Origin of the sequence: Rhizobium sp. 18065 (assembly GCF_902706095.1) — a bacterium.
Classification (GTDB): domain Bacteria; phylum Pseudomonadota; class Alphaproteobacteria; order Rhizobiales; family Rhizobiaceae; genus Allorhizobium.
Genome location: NZ_CACSJP010000012.1, coordinates 77,386 through 96,689 on the forward strand (window position 1 = coordinate 77,386; position 19,304 = coordinate 96,689).

Annotated in this window: 19 protein-coding genes; 11 read left to right on the plus strand and 8 right to left on the minus strand. The window is 57.2% G+C overall.

Annotated elements, in window-relative coordinates; all coding sequences use genetic code 11:
* Window positions 1-10: 10 nt before the first annotated feature.
* The 5 genes from mnmG to hemE all read right to left on the minus strand — a co-directional run bounded on the left by mnmG (window position 11) and on the right by hemE (window position 6,336).
* Complete coding sequence (gene mnmG / locus GVK95_RS21860; RefSeq protein WP_159952805.1) at window positions 11-1,882, minus strand: tRNA uridine-5-carboxymethylaminomethyl(34) synthesis enzyme MnmG; 1,872 nt, start codon at window positions 1,880-1,882, stop codon at window positions 11-13.
* A 39-nt stretch (window positions 1,883-1,921) separates the two neighbouring features.
* Complete coding sequence (gene mnmE, locus GVK95_RS21865) at window positions 1,922-3,247, minus strand: tRNA uridine-5-carboxymethylaminomethyl(34) synthesis GTPase MnmE (RefSeq protein ID WP_159952806.1); 1,326 nt, start codon at window positions 3,245-3,247, stop codon at window positions 1,922-1,924.
* Window positions 3,248-3,301: 54 nt separating this feature from the next.
* Complete coding sequence (gene rho / locus GVK95_RS21870; RefSeq protein ID WP_159952807.1) at window positions 3,302-4,567, minus strand: transcription termination factor Rho; 1,266 nt, start codon at window positions 4,565-4,567, stop codon at window positions 3,302-3,304.
* 196 nt (window positions 4,568-4,763) lie between these two features.
* The gene (hemJ, locus tag GVK95_RS21875) at window positions 4,764-5,300 is read right to left on the minus strand and encodes a protoporphyrinogen oxidase HemJ (protein WP_200844357.1); all 537 of its coding nucleotides are present in this window, start codon (window positions 5,298-5,300) and stop codon (window positions 4,764-4,766) included.
* A 4-nt stretch (window positions 5,301-5,304) separates the two neighbouring features.
* A complete protein-coding gene (gene hemE, locus GVK95_RS21880; protein WP_159952809.1) occupies window positions 5,305-6,336 on the minus strand; it encodes a uroporphyrinogen decarboxylase in 1,032 nt (343 codons plus the stop codon).
* A gap of 404 nt (window positions 6,337-6,740) precedes the next feature.
* Between hemE and GVK95_RS21885 the strand changes: the two genes are divergently transcribed.
* From GVK95_RS21885 to dnaQ, 5 genes are read left to right on the plus strand one after another with little or no spacing between them, the layout of a single operon-like run.
* Window positions 6,741-7,562: a pyruvate, water dikinase regulatory protein gene (locus GVK95_RS21885; protein WP_159952810.1), complete on the plus strand. Its 822-nt coding sequence runs from the start codon at window positions 6,741-6,743 to the stop codon at window positions 7,560-7,562.
* 32 nt (window positions 7,563-7,594) lie between these two features.
* Window positions 7,595-8,194: a Maf family protein gene (locus GVK95_RS21890; protein ID WP_159952811.1), complete on the plus strand. Its 600-nt coding sequence runs from the start codon at window positions 7,595-7,597 to the stop codon at window positions 8,192-8,194.
* Complete coding sequence (locus tag GVK95_RS21895; protein WP_159952855.1) at window positions 8,187-9,044, plus strand: shikimate dehydrogenase; 858 nt, start codon at window positions 8,187-8,189, stop codon at window positions 9,042-9,044. The genes GVK95_RS21890 and GVK95_RS21895 overlap by 8 nt, the downstream gene beginning before the upstream one ends.
* On the plus strand, window positions 9,041-9,640 hold the full coding sequence (gene coaE / locus GVK95_RS21900) for a dephospho-CoA kinase (RefSeq protein ID WP_159952812.1): 600 nt from the start codon (window positions 9,041-9,043) through the stop codon (window positions 9,638-9,640). The genes GVK95_RS21895 and coaE overlap by 4 nt, the downstream gene beginning before the upstream one ends.
* Window positions 9,641-9,642: 2 nt before the next feature.
* A complete protein-coding gene (gene dnaQ, locus GVK95_RS21905) occupies window positions 9,643-10,344 on the plus strand; it encodes a DNA polymerase III subunit epsilon (protein WP_159952813.1) in 702 nt (233 codons plus the stop codon).
* Between the two features lie 50 nt (window positions 10,345-10,394).
* Here the strand turns inward: dnaQ and secB are convergent, their stop codons facing one another.
* Together secB and GVK95_RS21915 are read right to left on the minus strand one after the other, a co-directional pair.
* Window positions 10,395-10,871: a protein-export chaperone SecB gene (gene secB, locus GVK95_RS21910; protein WP_007605662.1), complete on the minus strand. Its 477-nt coding sequence runs from the start codon at window positions 10,869-10,871 to the stop codon at window positions 10,395-10,397.
* Between the two features lie 88 nt (window positions 10,872-10,959).
* Window positions 10,960-11,451: an FxsA family protein gene (locus GVK95_RS21915; protein ID WP_159952814.1), complete on the minus strand. Its 492-nt coding sequence runs from the start codon at window positions 11,449-11,451 to the stop codon at window positions 10,960-10,962.
* 140 nt (window positions 11,452-11,591) lie between these two features.
* On the opposite strand from GVK95_RS21915, the gene GVK95_RS21920 reads away from it, so the two are divergent.
* The 5 genes from GVK95_RS21920 (at window position 11,592) to gyrB (ending at window position 16,907) form a co-directional block, all read left to right on the plus strand.
* Window positions 11,592-12,287: a Tim44/TimA family putative adaptor protein gene (locus GVK95_RS21920; protein WP_159952815.1), complete on the plus strand. Its 696-nt coding sequence runs from the start codon at window positions 11,592-11,594 to the stop codon at window positions 12,285-12,287.
* Window positions 12,284-13,402, plus strand: a complete 1,119-nt coding sequence (locus tag GVK95_RS21925) for a murein transglycosylase A (RefSeq protein ID WP_159952816.1) — start codon at window positions 12,284-12,286, stop codon at window positions 13,400-13,402. Before GVK95_RS21920 ends, GVK95_RS21925 begins: the two co-directional genes overlap by 4 nt.
* Window positions 13,403-13,969 (plus strand): Smr/MutS family protein, encoded by a 567-nt coding sequence (locus GVK95_RS21930; RefSeq protein ID WP_159952817.1) that lies wholly within the window; start codon window positions 13,403-13,405, stop codon window positions 13,967-13,969.
* Window positions 13,966-14,331: a helix-turn-helix transcriptional regulator gene (locus GVK95_RS21935; RefSeq protein WP_007605667.1), complete on the plus strand. Its 366-nt coding sequence runs from the start codon at window positions 13,966-13,968 to the stop codon at window positions 14,329-14,331. Before GVK95_RS21930 ends, GVK95_RS21935 begins: the two co-directional genes overlap by 4 nt.
* Window positions 14,332-14,471: 140 nt before the next feature.
* Window positions 14,472-16,907, plus strand: coding sequence for a DNA topoisomerase (ATP-hydrolyzing) subunit B (gyrB, locus tag GVK95_RS21940; RefSeq protein WP_159952818.1), 2,436 nt, complete (start codon window positions 14,472-14,474; stop codon window positions 16,905-16,907).
* Window positions 16,908-17,032: 125 nt separating this feature from the next.
* Here the strand turns inward: gyrB and GVK95_RS21945 are convergent, their stop codons facing one another.
* On the minus strand, window positions 17,033-17,623 hold the full coding sequence (locus tag GVK95_RS21945) for a nitroreductase family protein (RefSeq protein WP_159952819.1): 591 nt from the start codon (window positions 17,621-17,623) through the stop codon (window positions 17,033-17,035).
* A 298-nt stretch (window positions 17,624-17,921) separates the two neighbouring features.
* Here GVK95_RS21945 and GVK95_RS21950 point away from each other — a divergent pair, with 298 nt between their 5' ends.
* Window positions 17,922-19,202, plus strand: a complete 1,281-nt coding sequence (locus GVK95_RS21950; RefSeq protein WP_159952856.1) for a polyhydroxyalkanoate depolymerase — start codon at window positions 17,922-17,924, stop codon at window positions 19,200-19,202.
* Window positions 19,203-19,304 lie beyond the last annotated feature (102 nt).

Sequence of the window (19,304 nt, forward strand, 5' to 3'; positions counted from 1 at the left end):
TCACTTTTCATCAGCTCGCCTGTTTAACATCGTTCGCGCGCCGAAGATGGGCAATCAAAAGGGCCATTGCCGCCGGCGTCATACCTTCGATGCGAGAGGCCTGTGCGATATTCAGAGGCCGAAGACGGACAAGCTTTTGTTTTAACTCATTGGAAAGACCCGGCAAATTCTGGTAGGCGAAATCTGATGGAATTGTCCGGTCTTCCTCCGATCGTATCGAGGCAACGTCATTCGCCTGGCGGGCAATATAGGTGCTGTAGAGAGCATCAATCGCGACCAACTTCGCCATCTTCATATCGATGTCGAGCAGAGACGGCCAAACACGGCAGATATCGTCCCACTGTATTTCCGGGTAGGACAGAATTTCCCTCGCGTTACGGCGGCGACCATCATGATTGATATGCAATCCGGCGCCCGCCATTTCTGTGGGCGACGCCGTCAACTCCAATAGTTTCTGATTGAGATCAGTCCGTGCCAACTCATAGTTGGCGAATTTGTTCGCACGCTCAAATCCGATGCAGCCCAGTTGCACGCCAATCGGCGTCAGGCGCATGTCCGCATTGTCTGCACGAAGACTCAAGCGATATTCAGCGCGAGACGTAAACATCCGATAAGGTTCAGCCACGCCGCGTGATGTCAGATCATCGATCATCACACCGATATAGGAATTGGTGCGGCTGAAGCTTTGGCCCGCCGAGCCTGCTGCATGGAGAGCAGCATTGATACCGGCGACTAGCCCCTGCGCGCCAGCTTCTTCGTATCCGGTCGTCCCGTTGATCTGTCCAGCCAGAAAAAGTCCCTTGGCCTTCTTGACGCTGAGGGTCAAATCCAGTTGTTGCGGATCAACAAAATCATACTCGATCGCATAACCAGGCTGTAAAATAGCCACTTCTTCCAACCCGGGGATCGAGCGAATGAATGCCTCTTGTACGTCTTCAGGCAAAGAGGTCGAGATTCCGTTGGGATAAATGGTGTGGTCATCTAGGCCTTCCGGTTCGAGAAAGATCTGATGCCCGTCGCGGTCCCCAAAGCGATTGATCTTGTCTTCAATTGACGGGCAATAACGCGGACCGACACCCGCGATCTGACCGGAATACATCGCCGACCGATGAATATTTTCGCGAATGATTCTATGCGTGTCGGCCACAGTTCGCGTAATACCGCAACTGATCTGAGGCGTGGTGATCCGATCCGTCAGCAGTGAAAATGGGGTCGGATCACTGTCCGCTTCCTGCATCTCCAGATCCGACCAATTGATCGTCCGCCCATCCAATCGCGCTGGTGTGCCAGTTTTCAACCGTCCCAATGTCAGGCCAAGCGCTTCTAGATCCTCGCTCAATCCGAGAGCTGGGGCTTCCCCCACGCGGCCGGCGGGGATCTTGCGGTCGCCAATATGAATCAGACCGCGAAGAAATGTGCCGCTTGTCAGCACAACCGCGCGCGCATGCAACTGCCGTCCATCCTCCAGCACAACACCATTTATTACGGTATCGTTACGAATAAACCGATGTACACCACCTTCGACAATCGTAAGGTTGGGAATTTCCGCCAACATCGTCTGGACGGCCTGCCGGTACAACTTACGGTCAGCCTGCGTACGGGGTCCCCATACGGCGGGGCCTTTCTTGCGATTGAGCATGCGAAACTGGATGCCGCCCATATCGGCGGCGCGGCCCATGATACCATCAAGCGCATCGATTTCCCGCACAAGGTGGCCTTTGCCGAGGCCGCCAATAGCCGGGTTGCACGACATAGCGCCGATGGTATCCCGGCGATGAGTTACAAGCGCCGTACTGGCACCCATTCGTGCGGCAGCGGCGGCGGCTTCGGTGCCTGCATGGCCGCCACCGACGACAATGACGTCAAACTTCAATTTTTCCATGGCTTTAGTCCGAATAAAGGGTCGGCTGTTTCACGTGAATCACTTGCCGACGCAAAACTCCGAGAAGATCTTGCCAAGAAGCGTTTCGGTATCGATTCGACCCGTGACGCGCGCCAGATCATCGGAGGCCAACCGAAGCGACTCGGCCCTGATCTCCAGTGGATGAAAAGTCAGGTTCAGGGCATCCGTCAGATGCACTTTAGCACTCGACAGCAGTTGTGCATGCCGCAATCGGCTGGGAATTGCAAGACTATTCACTTGAACACGGCTTTGCAGTTCGGCCAGCAGCCGAGATCGAAGTTCAACCAGGCCTGAACCGGTCTCGGTGGAGAGCGCCAGATCTACAGTTCGGACCGCACCCGAATCGACCTGTATCAGATCACTTTTCGTACCGATTTTCAGCACATGGGGATTCAATATCGCGGCAACGTCTTCATGTGCGCTTAGGTCGACAAGATAAAGCACCAGATCGGCTTCTTCAATCGACAACAGCGCCCGACGGATACCCTCCCGCTCCACTGGTTCATTGGTCTCCCGCAATCCAGCAGTGTCGTATAGGTGCACCTTATACCCGGAGAGATCCAGTTCGCAGTGCAGGATATCGCGTGTTGTTCCGGCGAAATGAGTAACGATTGCAACATCCCTGCTCACCAAAGCGTTCAGAAGGCTCGATTTTCCCGCATTTGGCCTTCCTGCGATGACCACCTTGAACCCGTCGCGGATGATCTCGCCGGACTTCAATTGTCCCAGCACCTGATCGAGTTCGCCGATCAACGTTTCGACCTCACTCCACACCTGATCCGAGACCGCACCTGGAATGTCGCCTTCATCACTAAAATCGAGTTCGGCCTCAATCATTGCCCGACAAAAGATCAGCCGTTCGCGCCAACCTTCATAGATCGAAGACAAGTGGCCGTTGCTTTGTTCTGTTGCCAATCGCCGCTGCATCTCGGTCTCCGCCGCCAGCAAGTCAGCCAAACCCTCGATCTCGACAAGATCCATCTTGCCATTCTCAAACGCCCGCCGAGAAAACTCGCCGGCCTCTGCCAAACGGCAACCGGAGAATCCGGCTAATGAGTTCATAGTCGCTGCGACAAGTGCTGGCCCACCATGCAGATGCAATTCCACACAGTCTTCGCCGGTAAAGGAATTGGGGCTTGGGAACACAATGACCAAACCCTTATCGAGCATGGACCCGTCTGTGTCACGGATAGTCCGCAGAGCGGCTGTCCTTGCCACCGGCAAGGCACCAACCATGCTGGCCGCCACGGGGCAGGCAAGCGGTCCGCTCAACCGCACCACAGCCACACCGGCGGGAAGGCCGCCGGACGCCAAGGCAAATATCGTATCACGGGGTGCAGTCATGCAGATCATCTGCCTGGGGCGGAACGAAAAACCGGCCCGAAGGCCGGTCTCTGGTCAGGTGTTCATCGAGTCGAAGAAGTCGCCATTGTTCTTCGTCTGCTTGAGCTTGTCGATGAGGAACTCGATTGCGTCCGTCGTGCCCATGGGCGCCAGGATACGACGCAGCACAAAGATCTTCTGGAGGTCCTGGCGCGGTACCAGCAGGTCTTCCTTACGGGTACCGGACTTGAGGATGTCCATCGACGGGAAGATACGCTTGTCAGCCACCTTGCGATCGAGCACGATTTCCGAGTTACCCGTACCCTTGAATTCTTCGAAGATGACTTCGTCCATGCGGCTGCCGGTATCGATCAGGGCCGTCGCGATAATCGTCAGCGAACCGCCTTCCTCGATGTTACGCGCAGCACCAAAGAACCGCTTCGGACGCTGAAGGGCATTGGCGTCCACACCACCGGTAAGGACCTTGCCGGAAGACGGCACAACAGTGTTGTAGGCGCGGCCGAGACGAGTGATCGAATCCAGCAGGATGACCACGTCGCGGCCGTGCTCGACAAGACGCTTGGCCTTCTCGATGACCATTTCGGCCACCTGAACGTGACGCACAGCCGGCTCGTCAAAGGTCGAAGACACAACTTCGCCCTTCACGGAACGCTGCATGTCGGTGACTTCTTCCGGACGTTCGTCGATCAGAAGAACGATCAGATAACATTCCGGATGGTTTGCCGTGATCGAATGGGCAATGTTCTGCAGCAGAACCGTCTTACCGGTGCGTGGCGGAGCGACGATCAGGCCGCGTTGGCCCTTGCCGAGTGGCGCGACGAGATCGATGACCCGGGCCGACAGATCCTTCGTCGTTGGAATTTCGAGTTCCATCTTGAAGCGCTCGTTCGGATAGAGCGGCGTCAGATTGTCGAAATGTACCTTGTGGCGGATCTTTTCCGGATCTTCGAAATTGATCGTGTTGACCTTGAGCAGCGCGAAATAACGCTCGCCTTCCTTGGGTCCACGGATCGGTCCCTCGACGGTATCACCTGTCTTCAGGGAAAACCGGCGGATCTGCGACGGCGAAATGTAGATGTCGTCCGGGCCTGGCAGATAGTTGGCATTGGCAGAACGCAGGAAGCCGAAGCCGTCCTGCAGGACTTCAACGACACCTTCGCCGATAATCTCGACGTCCTGGCTCGCCAGCATCTTCAGGATCGCAAACATCAGTTCCTGCTTGCGCATGGTGCTTGCGTTTTCGACTTCGAGCGATTCGGCGAAAGTCAGCAGATCGGTTGGCGATTTGCTTTTAAGTTCTTGTAGCTTCATTTCAGCCATGAAGAGGGACCACGTCAGGTTCTTATTTTATGGGGAACGGCGAGCTGATGGAATTCGGTGCGATCGCGAAGTGCCGCAAATGACTGAATGTTACGCAAGCCTAAAAGATGAGATGTCGCGAAAATAGCGAGTCAGCGATTTCACCGCAAGCGAAAACCCGGCACTTGTCAAAATAAAGCGCGAAACAGCGTTTCGATCAGAATGGTTTGACAACCACAAAAACCACGATGGCGATCATCAGCGCAGTCGGCACTTCGTTCATCAGACGCCAATGGCGTGCATTTCCAACATATTTTCCACGGCTAAAGGAGCGAACGGCTTTCGAGAAATACCCATGGACACCGGAAAGAGCCACGACAGACGCAAGCTTTGCATGCAGCCAGCCGCCCTGAAATCCATAGACCGACCAGGCGAGATAGAGCCCAAGCACCCAGCTTACGATCATCGCCGGGTTCATGATCACCCCCATCAGCCGGCTTTCCATCACGGCAAATGTCCGCGCCTGATCCGAATCCGGCTCACAGTCGCCGTGATAAATGAAAAGCCGCGGCAGATAGAGCAAGCCCGCCATCCATGAGATTACCGCGATCACATGCAAGGCCTTGATCCAGAGATAGGCTTCGTCTGCCCCGAATATCACAATCGAAAGACCGACCACCACGAAGAAGGCGATCGCCCCGGCAGCCCTGCCGGCAGCCCTGCGGCCCGGATTGCGGTCGGTCTGCTTTTCCATCATCTCACCCGTTCCGACGAACCTGGTTGACAAGGTCGGTCACATGATCGGGATTTGCCTGCGGCGTGATCCCGTGACCGAGATTGAAGATCAGCGGTCCATTGCCCAACGCCTGGAGGATTGCATCGATACCCTCGGTCAATGCGGCACCACCAGCGACGACCCGCATCGGATCGAGATTGCCCTGAACCGGGCCTTCCTTCTGCAAATCCACAGCAAAGCTCAAGGGCACCGACCAGTCCAGACCAATCGCATCGGCGCCCGTCTTTTGCCGATACGTCGTCAGCAGCACGCCGGCACCCTTGGCAAAGGCAATAATTTTGGCGTTGGGACGGCGCGCCTTCACCGAGCGAATGATGCGGGCAACCGGCGCAACGCAGAATTTTTCGAACTCTGTTTCACCGAGGACGCCTGCCCAGGAATCGAAAATCTGCACCGCATCGGCTCCAGCATCGATCTGGGCCACCAGATAATCGGCCGACACATCCGCCAGGAAATCCAGAAGCCGGAGGAAAGCCTCCGGATACCGGTAGGCGAACAGGCGAGCTGGCGCCTGGTCGGGGGTTCCGTGCCCGGCGATCATGTAGGTCGCGACCGTCCACGGTGCTCCACAGAAGCCCAACAGGGTAGTTTCCGCGGGCAATTCCTGACGCAGCCGTGTGACAGTTGCCATAACCGGCTTCAGGTGATCGAGAATACCGTCTTCTCGCAAACCATCGATGCCGTCGACATCAATGGGATCCATCTGTGGCCCATGCCCTTCGGTGAAGCGGACATTGCGCTTCAAGGCATCGGGAATGACGAGAATGTCCGAGAACAGGATCGCCGCATCGAATGCGTACCGGCGAATCGGCTGAAGGGTCACTTCGGTTGCCAGCTCTGGCGAATAACAGAGATCGAGGAAACTACCTGCTTGCTGGCGCGTTTGGCGATATTCGGGAAGATATCGTCCAGCTTGTCTCATAAGCCAGATCGGCGGAGGCGAGACCGTTTTTCCATTCAACACATCCAGGACTTTACGGTTCGGAACACTCAAGGCCAAGGCCCTTTCAAAAAAGAAAAGATATAGAGAGTCTTCTTCTATTTCTAAGAGTCTGTGGGGATCAAGGATTAATGGCGCTCCACTGGTTGTGCCGCATCCATGCTGCCTCGCCGCTATGTCGAAACATCTTCATCGGAAGAAAGGCGGCTTCTGGGGATAACACGAAATTAACCCGATAATTCAGAAGGATATGGCTTGATAGGAGAAGCGGACTTCTGTGGATAGATTTGAGCCAAGCCGTGGTGACTGCGACTTCTTAACACAATCCACAGCCCTCGATTTCGAAATGCCGCCGTGCCGCTGTCTGTGGATAAATCGGCACTTTTCCCCTTGCCTTGCCTCGCTCCGGCCAGCTAGCTGTGTTTATCCCGGATTATCAACAGGCGACGGAGAACAACGTGGAGAACCGGAAAAACTTCTTCCATCTCCACCTGATTTCTGACTCAACCGGGGAGACTCTGATCTCGGCAGGCCGCGCCGCGGCAGCCCAGTTCCGCGGATCGAATGCCATCGAGCATGTCTATCCGCTGATCCGCAGCAAGAAGCAGATCAACTCGCTGATCGAGGCGATCGATCGTGAACCCGGCATTGTCCTCTATACCATCGTCGATGCCGATCTCGCAGCACTGATCGAGACGAGTTGTCACGAGCTTGGTTTGCCCTGCGTCAATGTCCTGGCGCCCATCGTCGAAAAGTTCCAGACCTATCTCGGCGCACCCTCGCGTGGCAGGGTAGGGGCGCAGCATGTCCTGAATGCTGAATATTTTGCGCGCATCGAAGCACTCAACTTCACCATGGATCATGATGACGGTCAGGCGCCCGAAGACTATGACGAGGCTGATGTCGTGATCATCGGCATCAGTCGGACCTCGAAGACGCCGACAAGTATCTATCTCGCAAACCGTGGCATCAAGACCGCGAACATTCCGATTGTCCCGGGCGTCACGCTGCCGAACAGTCTGCTTGCAGCAACCCGTCCATTGATTGTCGGACTGATCGCCACATCGGACCGTATCTCCCAGGTTCGGGAAAACCGCATTCTCGGAACGACCGCGGGATATGACCGCAGCGACTATGTCGATCGCGCCTCGATTACCGAAGAGTTGAAATATGCCCGCGCGCTGTGCGCGCGCAACAATTGGCCGATCATCGACGTAACCCGCCGGTCGATTGAGGAAACCGCCGCCGCAATCGTTGCTCTGCGACCCAAGCTGCGTTAAGCGAATCCAGCCATATTGCACGGGATGTCGCCATGCCTGAACACCTGATCCTTGCCTCCGGCAGCCAAGCCCGACGTGAGCTGCTCCGCAATGCCGGACTGGCCTTCGATGCAGAACCGGCACGGGTTGATGAACGTGCAATCGAGAATGGCCTGCCCGCCGAAATGCGAACGCCGGCGGGTATCGCCGAGCAACTTGCCATTGCCAAGGCAAGGGAAGTATCCGTTCGGCATCCCGGAACGATCGTCATTGGCTGCGATCAGACCATGTCATTGGGCGACCAGCTGTTCCACAAGGCACCGGATCGCGCCCATGCACACGCCACGCTGAAAACCCTGCGTGGGCAAACACATCATCTGAACAGCGCTGTTTGCTTGGTCCGCGATGGCGAAGTTCTCTGGTCGCATGTCGGCATCGCCAGAATGTCCATGCGCGATTTCACCACCAGTTTTCTGGATCAGTATCTTGACCGGAACCTTGTGCGCATTCTTGGCAGTGTTGGCTGCTATCAATTGGAGGGCGAGGGAATCCAGCTATTCGATGCCGTCGATGGCGACTATTTCACCATCCTTGGTCTGCCGATTTTACCCCTGCTTGCTGAACTGCGTACACTGGGTATTAACCATGCATGATTCACGTGAAACATTTTCGCCCCGTGCGTTTGTTGCCGGCTATCCAATAAAGCATTCCCGCTCGCCGCTCATTCACAATTTCTGGCTGAAGCAGTTCGGCCTGGCGGGAAGCTATGAGAAAGTCGAAGTCGCGCCGTCAGATTTCCCTGCATTCATTCACCGGTTGAAAACAGAGGATACATATCGCGGCGGCAATACCACCATCCCGCACAAGGAAGAGGCGTTTCGCCTCGCAGACCGGCCAGATGCTGTCAGCGAGGAGCTGGGCGCCGCAAATACGCTCTGGATGGAAGAGGGCGTTTTATGCGCGACAAATACCGATGGCTTCGGTTTTACCGCAAACCTCGATTCAAGCCATTCCGGATGGGACCGGGCCAATATCGCTGTGGTGCTCGGTGCAGGCGGTGCGAGCCGCGCGATTGTTCAAGCATTGCGTGACCGCGGCCTGGCTGAAATCCATATCGTCAACCGATCTGTCGAGCGCGCGCAGGAACTGGCCGATCGCTTCGGCCAACCGCTCCAGGCCCATGGCCTGGAGGCCTTGCCGGAACTGCTGCAGGGCGCGGGTCTTTTTGTGAACACCAGTTCTCTCGGCATGGATGGGAATCCGGCTCCAGATCTTCCGTTTGCCGGCATGCGAAGTGATGCGCTGGTGGCAGATATCGTTTACGTGCCCCTCAAGACGCCGTTCATGCATCAGGCAGAGAGCGTTGGATTGGCGACAGTGGACGGTCTCGGCATGTTGCTGCATCAGGCTGTGCCGGGTTTTGAGAAATGGTTTGGTCGTCGCCCCGTTGTCACCCAGGAATTGCGCGACATCATTCTTGCAGATATCGGAGCACGCGCATGATTGTGATTGGGTTGACCGGGTCGATCGGCATGGGGAAATCCACGACAGCGCAGATGTTTGCCGATGAGGGCATTCCCGTCAATGACGCTGACCAGGTCGTGCACGACCTCTATGCCGGCGCCGCAGTTTCAGCACTTGGCACAGAATTTCCAGACGCTGTCGTCAATGGCGTGGTTGACCGTGAGATACTCGCTCGGACTCTGGCTAAGAATCCGGATAAGTTTAAAACCCTTGAGGCTATCATTCATCCCCTTGTCAGGGATCGCGAACGGGCGTTTGTCGAAGCACATCGTGCCCAGGACACGGAAATTGTCCTGCTGGATATTCCGCTGCTGTTTGAGGTCGGAGCCCAGGACCGCGTCGATGTGATCGTCGTCGTTTCCTGCGGTGCCGAAATTCAGCGCCAGCGTGTCATGGCCCGGCCTGGGATGACGGAGGAGAAATTTGCGCTCATTTCGGCCCGCCAGTTGCCAGATGACGAAAAGCGGCGGCGCGCTGATTTTGTCGTCGATACGTCGCACGGCATTGACAGCGCACGCACCCAGGTGAAAACCATCCTGCAACAACTCAGACAGCGTCGACCGGAGATGCAGTGACCATGCGCGAGATCGTATTCGATACTGAAACCACCGGCCTTGAAAGCAAGGTGGACCGGGTGATTGAAATAGGCGGTATCGAACTGTTCAATCATTTCCCGACAGGACGCAGCTTTCACGTTTACATCAATCCGGGTGACCGCAAAGTGCATCCGGATGCCCTTGCGGTGCATGGCATCACGGATGAATTTTTGAAGGACAAGCCGCCGTTCGGTGACATTGTGGCCGATATGCGCGAATTTTTTGATGGCGCCAAGTGGGTCGCGCACAACGCGAATTTCGACATTGGTTTCATCAACGCCGAATTCGAGCGGCTTGGCCTGCCTCCCGTTCAGTCGGATGTCGTGATTGATACGTTGGCACTTGCCCGCCGTAAGAATCCGATGGGTCCGAATTCGCTGGATGCGCTGTGCCGACGTTACGGGATAGACAATTCGCACCGAAACAAACACGGCGCGCTGCTCGACTCCGAGTTGCTGGCCGAAGTCTATATCGAAATGCTCGGCGGCCGTCAGACAGCACTTGGCCTGACCTCCGTCGAAAATCGCCAGAACCGAAATGCGGATATGCTCGAGACGGTGGAGATTTCCTATGAGCGGCCGCGTCCACTTGCCGCGCGCCTCGCAGCCAGTGAAGTCGAGGAGCATTCGAAGCTTGTCGCTCGCCTTGGCGCAAGCGCGATCTGGTCTAAATTCGACGCATGAAAAAGGGCCCCGAAAGGCCCTTTTGAAAGTCTGAAATCAAGTGTAACGGATCAGTTCGGGGCGCCCTGAACCTTGGCGCGTGCCTGCTCTTCGGAAACCCGCTGGGCGAACATCTGCGCAAAGTCGATCGGATCGATCATCAGCGGCGGGAAGCCACCATTGCGGGTCGCATCGGCGATGATCTGACGGGCAAACGGGAACAGCAGGCGCGGGCACTCGATGAAGAGAACCGGCAGCATATGTTCCTGCGGGAAACCGGTGATGCGGAAGACGCCGCCGTAGACCAGTTCGGTTGCGAAGACGACCTTGTCGCCTTCCTTGGCTTCGGCAGTCAGCGCCAGAACGACGTCGAAATCCGTTTCGGTCAACGGATTGGCATTGACGTTGACATTGATGTTGATCGCCGGCGCCTTGTCGCGAGCCTGCAGCGAGCGCGGCGCACCCGGGTTCTCAAAGGACAGATCCTTGATGTACTGGGCAAGAATGTTGAGGGAAGGGCTGCTTGTTCCCTGATTGTCGTCGGCCATAGGGCTTTTCCTCGAAGCGTGTTTTGCTAAGGCCATCTAACATCTAGGCTTTGCGCTTACAACCCTCGGCACCGGGCCTAGCCGCAGCCTAGCGGTCACCGATGCGCGGCCCACGCCAGGGAGAACCGGGATTTGGATCGCGACGATATTCGTCCTCGTCGAGATCAACCACGGATGCATCCTTGCCGGCCTGGTAGCTGAAATCAGATGTGGTGAAACCGCTGCGCTTGACCACGATGCGCGGCTTGGCCAGGCGCCAGGCAAAGTCGCGAACGAAAGGCAAGAACAGCAGGAGACCGATCACATCGCCGACAAAGCCGGGAACGAGAAGGAGAAATGCCGCAACGACAAGCAGTGAGGCATGAACAAGCTCGCGGCCCGGATCGACACCTTTGCTGGCCTCCGTCTGCAGCCGCCGCAAGATGCCGGCCCCCTGAATGCGCAGAAGAAACAGGCCAACGATACCGGCGAGCAGGACAAGACCGAGCGTTGCCATCACACCCAGGGCCTGACCTACAAGAATGAGGCTGGCGATTTCAGCGAGTGGCGCAAGCAGTATGAGCGCCAGGGATATGCGCATAACGGTCTCCGAACGCCACGTGTCGATGCGATCGCAAGAGCCGGCGCAAACTCTTTGCAAAGATTGCCATTTGAATGATACGGCGCTGACGACTATATGGGAGATCGAATAAGTAAATTCAATCAAGGCCGGCGGTATCCATGGGATCAAATGATTTTGTTACATTGTTCTTCCTTGTGGCGGCGGTGCTGATATTTTTCCAGCTGCGAAGCGTCCTTGGACGCCGGACCGGGCATGAAAAGCCGCCGCTTGATCCTTTGGCGCAACGCGACCAGTCGAAAGATCCGGCCGACGACAGCAAGGTTGTAACCCTGCCACGCCGTGAAGAGGGCAATGGCGAGGATCGTTTTGCTGCAATTGACGCTTTCGCCAAGCCTGGCACACCGCTGAACGATCAGTTGCGTGAACTGACCCGGCACGATTCCGCTTTCAATCCGAAGGAATTTCTCAACGGCGCCAAGATGGCTTACGAGATGGTCGTCATGGCCTATGCCGATGGCGACCGGAAGACCTTGAAAACCCTTCTGTCGCGGGATGTCCTCGAAGGCTTCGAAAGCGCCATTGCGGATCGCGAAAGCCGCGGCGAAGTGATCAAGTCAACATTCGTCGGCATTGAAAAAGCGGAAATCACCCAGGCATCCGTTCGTGACAGCGAGGAGCAGGTAACCGTTCGTATTGCCAGCCAACTGATTACGGCCACCTACGACAAGGCTGGTGCCCTGATCGATGGCGATGCGGAAGCCGTTTCTGAGGTCAACGACGTCTGGACCTTCGCACGCGACATTCGTTCGCGTGATCCGAACTGGAAGCTGATCGCGACCGAAGCAGAACAATGACTGAAGGCCGTGTCGATTTTCGGCTGAAGCCGGTGCGCTTCGAAGATCTTCCGGGCTGGGAGAAGGACGACCCTTCGGCACTCTTTCCGGCGATGCAGGCATGCCGGACATATATCACGGACGTTAAACCCTATCGCACCGGGTCGCTTGGCTTGAACGCCAGCGACCTTTTGCCGTTGTTCGAAGAGGCAAAGCAGGTCGATCCAAGCGACGACGCCTCAGCGCGCGCCTTTTTTGACGAGCGCTGTCAGCCCTTTCGTATCGAATTGCTCGATGGCTCATCCGGTCGTGTGACTGCATTCTACGAGCCCGAGGTGCCGGTATCGAGCCGCCCGGACGATGAGTACCGATTTCCATTCTACCGCCGTCCGTCAGACCTGATCGATCTGGATGACAACAATCGGCCAGCCTCCATCGATCCATCCTATGTCTTTGCACATCAGGCTGGCGGCGTGATTTCGCATTATCCGGATCGACGAGCGATCGACGAGGGTTATCTGGACGGGCGCGATCTGGAGATTGCCTGGGCCAAATCAAAGGTCGATGTCTTCTTCGCCCATGTCCAGGGAGCAGCCCGTCTGCGCTATCCGGATGGAAACATCAAACGCATAACCTATGCCGGCAAGGCGGGGCATGTGTTTTCCGGCATTGGCAGACTTTTGATCGATCTCGGGGAAATCCCGGACGCTGAAATATCGATGCAGTCGATCCGTGCCTGGCTGGCCGCGCATCCGAAGCGTGTTGACGAAATCCTCTGGCACAATCGCTCCTACATCTTCTTCCGCGAAGCCGAAGTCGATGATCTGTGCCAGGGACCAATTGCCGCCGCCAAAGTGCCGCTGGTGGCAGGTCGCTCGCTGGCAGTGGATCGCTTGATCCACACTTTCGGATTTCCATTCTTCATTCATGCCGAAACACTGACCAGCCTCGATCACGGTGCGCCATTCGCCCGGCTGATGCTGGCGCTCGATACCGGATCGGCGATCCTCGGTTCTGCCCGTGGCGATATTTTCACCGGCTCGGGTGACGAGGCCGGAGAATTGGCCGGTGCCGTGCGCGATGCGGCAGACTTCTATATATTGATCCCGAAGCAGGCAGCAGCGAGGTTTGTCTGAGTGTCAGGCGGGTCAAAATTCAATCCGGAAGATCGCATTCTCTGGGGCAAGGTGGCCCGCTCGACGCGCGCGATGCCTGGCCGACTGGAAGATCTGCTGGAATTTGAAAAGCAATTCCAGGTCGAAGCAGAAGCGGAACATACCGTACCGACCAAGGCTGCCCTCGCTTTGCCCGCAAGCGTCGAAAACAGCCAGGTTGCTGGCCCGCGCAAACCATCTGGAACCCATCACCCGCTAGAACGACCGGTCAAGCGCAAGCTGTCGCGCGGCCATCTGGCTCTGGAAGCACGCATCGATCTGCATGGCCTGATCCAGAGCGAAGCGCATGGCATGCTGTTCGATTTCCTTCACCGCGCCCATGAACGCGGTTTGCGTCATGTGCTGGTCATCACCGGCAAGGGCAGTTCACTCGGCAGCGAAGGCGCGTTGAAACGAGCGGTGCCGATTTGGTTTTCCATGCCGGAATTTCGCTTTCTGATTTCGTCCTACGAGCCCGCCGCCCGTCAGCACGGCGGGGAGGGCGCTCTCTATGTTCGTCTTTCGCGCCATGGAGTGGATCGTCGATGACCCCCTTCGGCAATGCGCTGCGCGAACTGCGGGAACGCAAGGGCGTTTCGCAAAAGCAGATGGCGGCGGCGATCGGTGTCTCGCCGGCCTATCTGTCGGCGCTGGAACACGGAAAGCGTGGCCTGCCGAATTTCGACTTCCTCCAGCGCGTCGCCGGTTATTTCAACATCATCTGGGACGAGGCCGACGAACTGTTTGCGACCGCACGGCAGTCTGATCCGCGTGTCGTTCTCGACACGGCCGGCATGGCGCCTGACTACACCGTCTTTGCCAATGACCTTGCGCGCCTGATTCGCCAGTTGCCGCCGGATGTGCTAAGGCAATTGCAGGACGTCCTTGATGCTGCCAAAAATCGGATGTGAAAGGCGTAAATCCCGCGATATCCACGGGAAACAATGCTCGCGCCTTTGGAACTGATATCAAAACCCCTATAGTCGAGCCGCTTGAAGCTGCTGATTCGAATCAGGCAGACCCTTTGAGAATTGACTGGAAAGATTGCTGAATGACCGACTTGCCGATCACGGAAAATGATGGACCGGCCGAATATGGTGCCGACTCGATCAAGGTGCTCAAGGGACTGGATGCAGTCCGCAAGCGGCCGGGCATGTATATCGGTGATACGGACGATGGTTCAGGTCTACACCACATGGTCTACGAAGTCGTCGACAACGCGATCGACGAAGCCTTGGCCGGACATGCCGACATCGTCACGGTCACATTGAACGCAGACGGCTCGGTCACCGTGACAGATAACGGTCGTGGCATTCCGACGGATATCCATACCGGCGAGGGTGTGTCTGCTGCCGAGGTCATCATGACCCAGCTGCATGCCGGCGGCAAGTTCGACCAGAATTCCTACAAGGTTTCGGGTGGTCTGCACGGCGTAGGCGTTTCGGTCGTGAATGCGCTGTCGGTCAAGCTGAACCTCAAGATCCGTCGTGTCGGCAAGGTCCACGAGATCAGCTTTACCCATGGCGTGGCCGACGCGCCGCTACGCGTCATCGGCGACTACGAAGGCCGCTCCGGCACGGAAGTCACCTTCCTGCCAAGCCCGGACACCTTCACCAACATCGAATTCGACTACAACACGCTGGAGCATCGCCTGCGCGAGCTGGCCTTCCTCAATTCCGGCGTCCGTATTCTGCTGACCGACAAGCGTCGCTCGGATATCCGCCAGGAAGAAATGGTCTATGACGGCGGTCTCGAAGCATTCGTTGTCTATCTCGACCGTGCGAAGAAGCCACTGGTGCAAAAGCCGGTGGCCATCCGCGGCGAAAAGGACGGTATCACGGTCGAAGTGGCCATGTGGTGGAACGACAGCTACCACGAGAACGTGCTCTGCTTCACCAACAACATTCCCCAGCGCGACGGCGGCACCCACATGGCGGGTTTCCGCGCGGCGCTCACCCGTCAGGTAACGTCCTACGGTGAAAGCTCGGGTATCACCAAGCGCGAAAAGGTCACGCTCCAGGGCGAAGACTGCCGCGAAGGCCTGACTGCTGTCCTCTCGGTCAAGGTGCCGGATCCGAAATTCTCCTCGCAGACAAAGGACAAGCTTGTTTCGTCCGAAGTTCGCCCGGTGGTCGAAAGCCTGGTGAATGAGGCGCTCAGCACATGGTTCGAAGAGCATCCGAGCGAAGCCAAGATCCTCGTCGGAAAGGTCGTTGAAGCTGCTGCCGCGCGCGAAGCTGCGCGCAAGGCGCGTGAACTGACCCGCCGCAAAGGCGCTCTCGACATCGCCTCGTTGCCCGGCAAGCTCGCCGATTGCTCCGAGCGCGATCCGGCCAAGTCCGAACTCTTCCTCGTCGAGGGTGACTCGGCTGGTGGCTCGGCAAAGCAGGGCCGGTCTCGCGAAAGCCAGGCGATCCTGCCGCTGCGCGGTAAGATCCTGAACGTCGAACGCGCACGTTTCGACAAGATGCTGTCGAGCCAGGAAATCGGCACGCTGATCACGGCGCTCGGAACGTCGATCGGTAAGGATGAGTTCAACGCCGACAAGCTGCGTTACCACAAGATCATCATCATGACCGATGCTGACGTGGACGGTGCGCATATCAGAACGCTGCTTCTGACCTTCTTCTTCCGCCAGATGCCGGAACTGATCGAGCGCGGCCATCTCTACATCGCCCAGCCGCCGCTCTATAAGGTGTCGCGCGGCAAGTCGGTCCAGTATCTCAAGGACGAGAAGGCACTCGAAGAGTACCTGATCACCATGGGTATCGAGGAAGCGACCCTGACGCTTGCCAATGGTGAAGTTCGCGCCGGTCAGGATCTGCGCGATGTCATCCAGGATGCCCTTCGCCTGCGTTCTCTCGTTGAAGGTCTGCATTCGCGCTACAATCGCAATGTCATCGAGCAGGCGGCAATTGCCGGTGCACTCAATCCCGAACTCACCGACAACCGCGCCCGCGCCGAGGCAACCGCTGCGGAAGTCGCGCGCCGCCTCGACATGATCGCCGAGGAAACCGAGCGCGGCTGGCAAGGCTTTGTCACTGACGAGGGTGGCCTGCGGTTTGAGCGCATGGTGCGCGGTGTGAAAGAAACGGCAGCCGTCGATGTTGCGCTGATCGGTTCGTCCGATGCCCGCCATATCGATCAGTTGACGCCGCGTCTGCATGATATCTATTCCGAGCCGCCGGTTCTGGCGCGCAAGGATGGCAAGACCGACATGTCTGGCCCGCGAGCCTTGCTCGACCATATCTTTGCTGCCGGCCGCAAGGGTCTTTCCATGCAGCGCTACAAGGGCCTTGGCGAGATGAATGCCGAGCAGTTGTGGGAAACGACGCTCGATCCGAACGTTCGTTCGCTGCTCCAGGTCCGTGTCAATGACGCGACAGATGCCGATAGCCTGTTCGCACGATTGATGGGCGACGAAGTTGAGCCACGGCGTGATTTCATCCAGGAAAACGCTCTGAACGTTGCCAATCTCGACATCTGATCTGGTCGGCAATCATCAAACAAAATGGCCACATTCCCGGGAATGTGGCCATTTTGTTTGTCCGCAGTTTTCACGTGAATCATAGTTAACGTGATTCACGTGAAACTCTTAATCTCGACATGCTGTCAGAAGCCACCTTCGAACGCCACGTCGCTCAGCGGCTTGCGGTCGTTTGGCATTTCACGGGCACGCAGGCCTTCCGGCAGGACCGACTTGTCACCGGGCTTTCCGATCGCGATGGCGGCTTCGACATGGAAGCCGTCCGGAGCGCCGAGATCTGCCGCCGCCTTGTCGAAGTCGATGCCGGTCATGCCGTGGGCGAAATAACCTGACTTGACGGCTTGGAGCGCCAGAAGACCCCAGGCTGCGCCCGCATCGAAGCTGTGGCTCCGGAATGGCTTTGGCGCAGAGCCATCCGCCGGGCGGCTCAGCGTGTCGGAAAACACGATGACCAGTGCCGAGGCCGTCTTGGCCCAGCCCTGGTTGAACTCATTCAGGATGCCGAGCAACTTGTCGAATTCGGCAGTGCCCTTGAGGCCGTAGACAAAACGCCAGGGCTGGTAGTTGAACGCGGACGGTGCCCAATGGGCGGCATCGAGAATGGTCAGCAGATCCGCCTTCGGCATGATGCTGTCGTCGAAAGCGCGCGGAGACCAACGGTCGAGAAATACCGAATCAACTTTGTGCTCGGACTGACGGCTATTGCTGGTGGTCATAGGGTTCCTTTGCAGTTTTGGCAGGCTTGCCCGCACAAGATGGCGCAATTGCCAAACCCTTGCCAGCACTTCCTTCGCTGTCGCACAAATCCCTCAAGCGGACGCGGATAACGGTTAACCAGCGGATGTGATGGGAACTTTAAGTCTTTTCAGTCAGCTTATGTCTGAACGGGTATGCGCGTGCCTCACACTCCTTGGATGCTACGCATCAAAAGGCTTTTGCACTGCAAAAACTCTGTTAGTGTAGCATATCGAAATGGGCTTATATGCCCAACACGACCGGAAGGTGAGCCAAGCGATGTTCTATCAGCTCTATGAACTCAACCATGCTGTTATGGCGCCGTTTCGCGCGACAGCGGATGCGATGAACCTGGCCTGGAAAAACCCTCTCAACCCTTGGTCACACACGGTCGTCGGCCGTAGCTTTTCGGCCGGCTTCGAAGTGTTTGAGCGCGTCACGCGCCGCTACGGAAAGCCGGCATTTGGTCTTCCGACAACGCCGATCAACGGTGAAGCAATTCCCGTTGAGGAAGAGGTGGTCTGGCGCAAGCCATTCTGCGACCTGATCCACTTCAAGCGCCATCTTCCGGCCGGCACGGATAAGGGCCCCCGTATTCTGATCGTTGCACCGATGTCCGGCCACTATGCCACGCTGTTGCGTGGTACGGTCGAGGCGTTGCTGCCGAGCGCCGACGTCTACATCACCGACTGGATCGATGCCCGTATGGTGCCGGTAACCGATGGTGACTTCGATCTGGATGACTATATCGACTACGTGATCGAGATACTCCATCATCTCGGCCCGGACACCAACGTGGTCGCCGTCTGTCAGCCGTCCGTTCCGGTCTTGGCTGCGGTCGCTGTTATGGAAGCTGATGGCGATACCTGCGCGCCGGCGTCGATGACGCTGATGGGTGGCCCGATCGACACACGCATCAATCCGACAGCCGTCAATCAGCTGGCGCAGAACAAGCCGATCGAATGGTTCCGCGACAATGTCATCATGCAGGTTCCGTGGCCGCAGCCGGGCGTCATGCGTTCCGTCTATCCTGGCTTCCTGCAGCTCTCGGGTTTCATGTCGATGAACCTGGATCGCCATATGATCGCGCACAAGGAATTCTACGGCCATCTGGTCAAGAATGATGGCGACTCCGCGGAGAAGCATCGCGACTTTTACGACGAATACCTGGCCGTGATGGATCTCACCGCCGAGTTTTATCTCCAGACCGTCGATACGGTCTTCATCAAGCATTCTCTGCCGAAGGGCGAGATGCTGCATCGTGGCAAGCCGGTCGACACCAAGGCGATCCGCAATGTCGCTCTGCTGACGGTTGAAGGCGAGAACGACGATATCTCCGGCGTTGGACAGACCAAGGCGGCGCAGACGATCTGCAGCAGCATTCCGGATGAGATGCGAATGCATTACATGCAGCCGGATGTCGGTCACTACGGCGTATTCAATGGTTCGCGTTTCCGCAGGGAAATCGCCCCTCGCATCATCGCTTTCGCTGCCAAGCACAGCAAGGGCGTGAAGGCGACGCCGGTAAAGCGCGTTATCAAGGGCGGCAAGGCGAGCTAAAGCGCGAGCTACTAGATCCGATTTACATTAGCGGATTCAGATGGTTATTCATTTGGATCCGCTTTTCTCTTGAACGCCAGCCTGCCGTTTCCCACATCGATT

What these genes read in the sequence shown, in the direction of transcription:
- mnmG (WP_159952805.1), bottom strand. Translation starts at nt 1,882, where the DNA reads ATGGAAAAATTGAAGTTTGACGTCATTGTCGTCGGTGGCGGCCATGCA.
- mnmE (WP_159952806.1), bottom strand. Translation starts at nt 3,247, where the DNA reads ATGACTGCACCCCGTGATACGATATTTGCCTTGGCGTCCGGCGGCCTT.
- rho (WP_159952807.1), bottom strand. Translation starts at nt 4,567, where the DNA reads ATGGCTGAAATGAAGCTACAAGAACTTAAAAGCAAATCGCCAACCGAT.
- hemJ (WP_200844357.1), bottom strand. Translation starts at nt 5,300, where the DNA reads ATGGAAAAGCAGACCGACCGCAATCCGGGCCGCAGGGCTGCCGGCAGG.
- GVK95_RS21890 (WP_159952811.1), top strand. Translation starts at nt 7,595, where the DNA reads ATGCCTGAACACCTGATCCTTGCCTCCGGCAGCCAAGCCCGACGTGAG.
- GVK95_RS21895 (WP_159952855.1), top strand. Translation starts at nt 8,187, where the DNA reads ATGCATGATTCACGTGAAACATTTTCGCCCCGTGCGTTTGTTGCCGGC.
- coaE (WP_159952812.1), top strand. Translation starts at nt 9,041, where the DNA reads ATGATTGTGATTGGGTTGACCGGGTCGATCGGCATGGGGAAATCCACG.
- dnaQ (WP_159952813.1), top strand. Translation starts at nt 9,643, where the DNA reads ATGCGCGAGATCGTATTCGATACTGAAACCACCGGCCTTGAAAGCAAG.
- secB (WP_007605662.1), bottom strand. Translation starts at nt 10,871, where the DNA reads ATGGCCGACGACAATCAGGGAACAAGCAGCCCTTCCCTCAACATTCTT.
- GVK95_RS21915 (WP_159952814.1), bottom strand. Translation starts at nt 11,451, where the DNA reads ATGCGCATATCCCTGGCGCTCATACTGCTTGCGCCACTCGCTGAAATC.
- GVK95_RS21920 (WP_159952815.1), top strand. Translation starts at nt 11,592, where the DNA reads ATGGGATCAAATGATTTTGTTACATTGTTCTTCCTTGTGGCGGCGGTG.
- GVK95_RS21925 (WP_159952816.1), top strand. Translation starts at nt 12,284, where the DNA reads ATGACTGAAGGCCGTGTCGATTTTCGGCTGAAGCCGGTGCGCTTCGAA.
- GVK95_RS21935 (WP_007605667.1), top strand. Translation starts at nt 13,966, where the DNA reads ATGACCCCCTTCGGCAATGCGCTGCGCGAACTGCGGGAACGCAAGGGC.
- gyrB (WP_159952818.1), top strand. Translation starts at nt 14,472, where the DNA reads ATGACCGACTTGCCGATCACGGAAAATGATGGACCGGCCGAATATGGT.
- GVK95_RS21945 (WP_159952819.1), bottom strand. Translation starts at nt 17,623, where the DNA reads ATGACCACCAGCAATAGCCGTCAGTCCGAGCACAAAGTTGATTCGGTA.
- GVK95_RS21950 (WP_159952856.1), top strand. Translation starts at nt 17,922, where the DNA reads ATGTTCTATCAGCTCTATGAACTCAACCATGCTGTTATGGCGCCGTTT.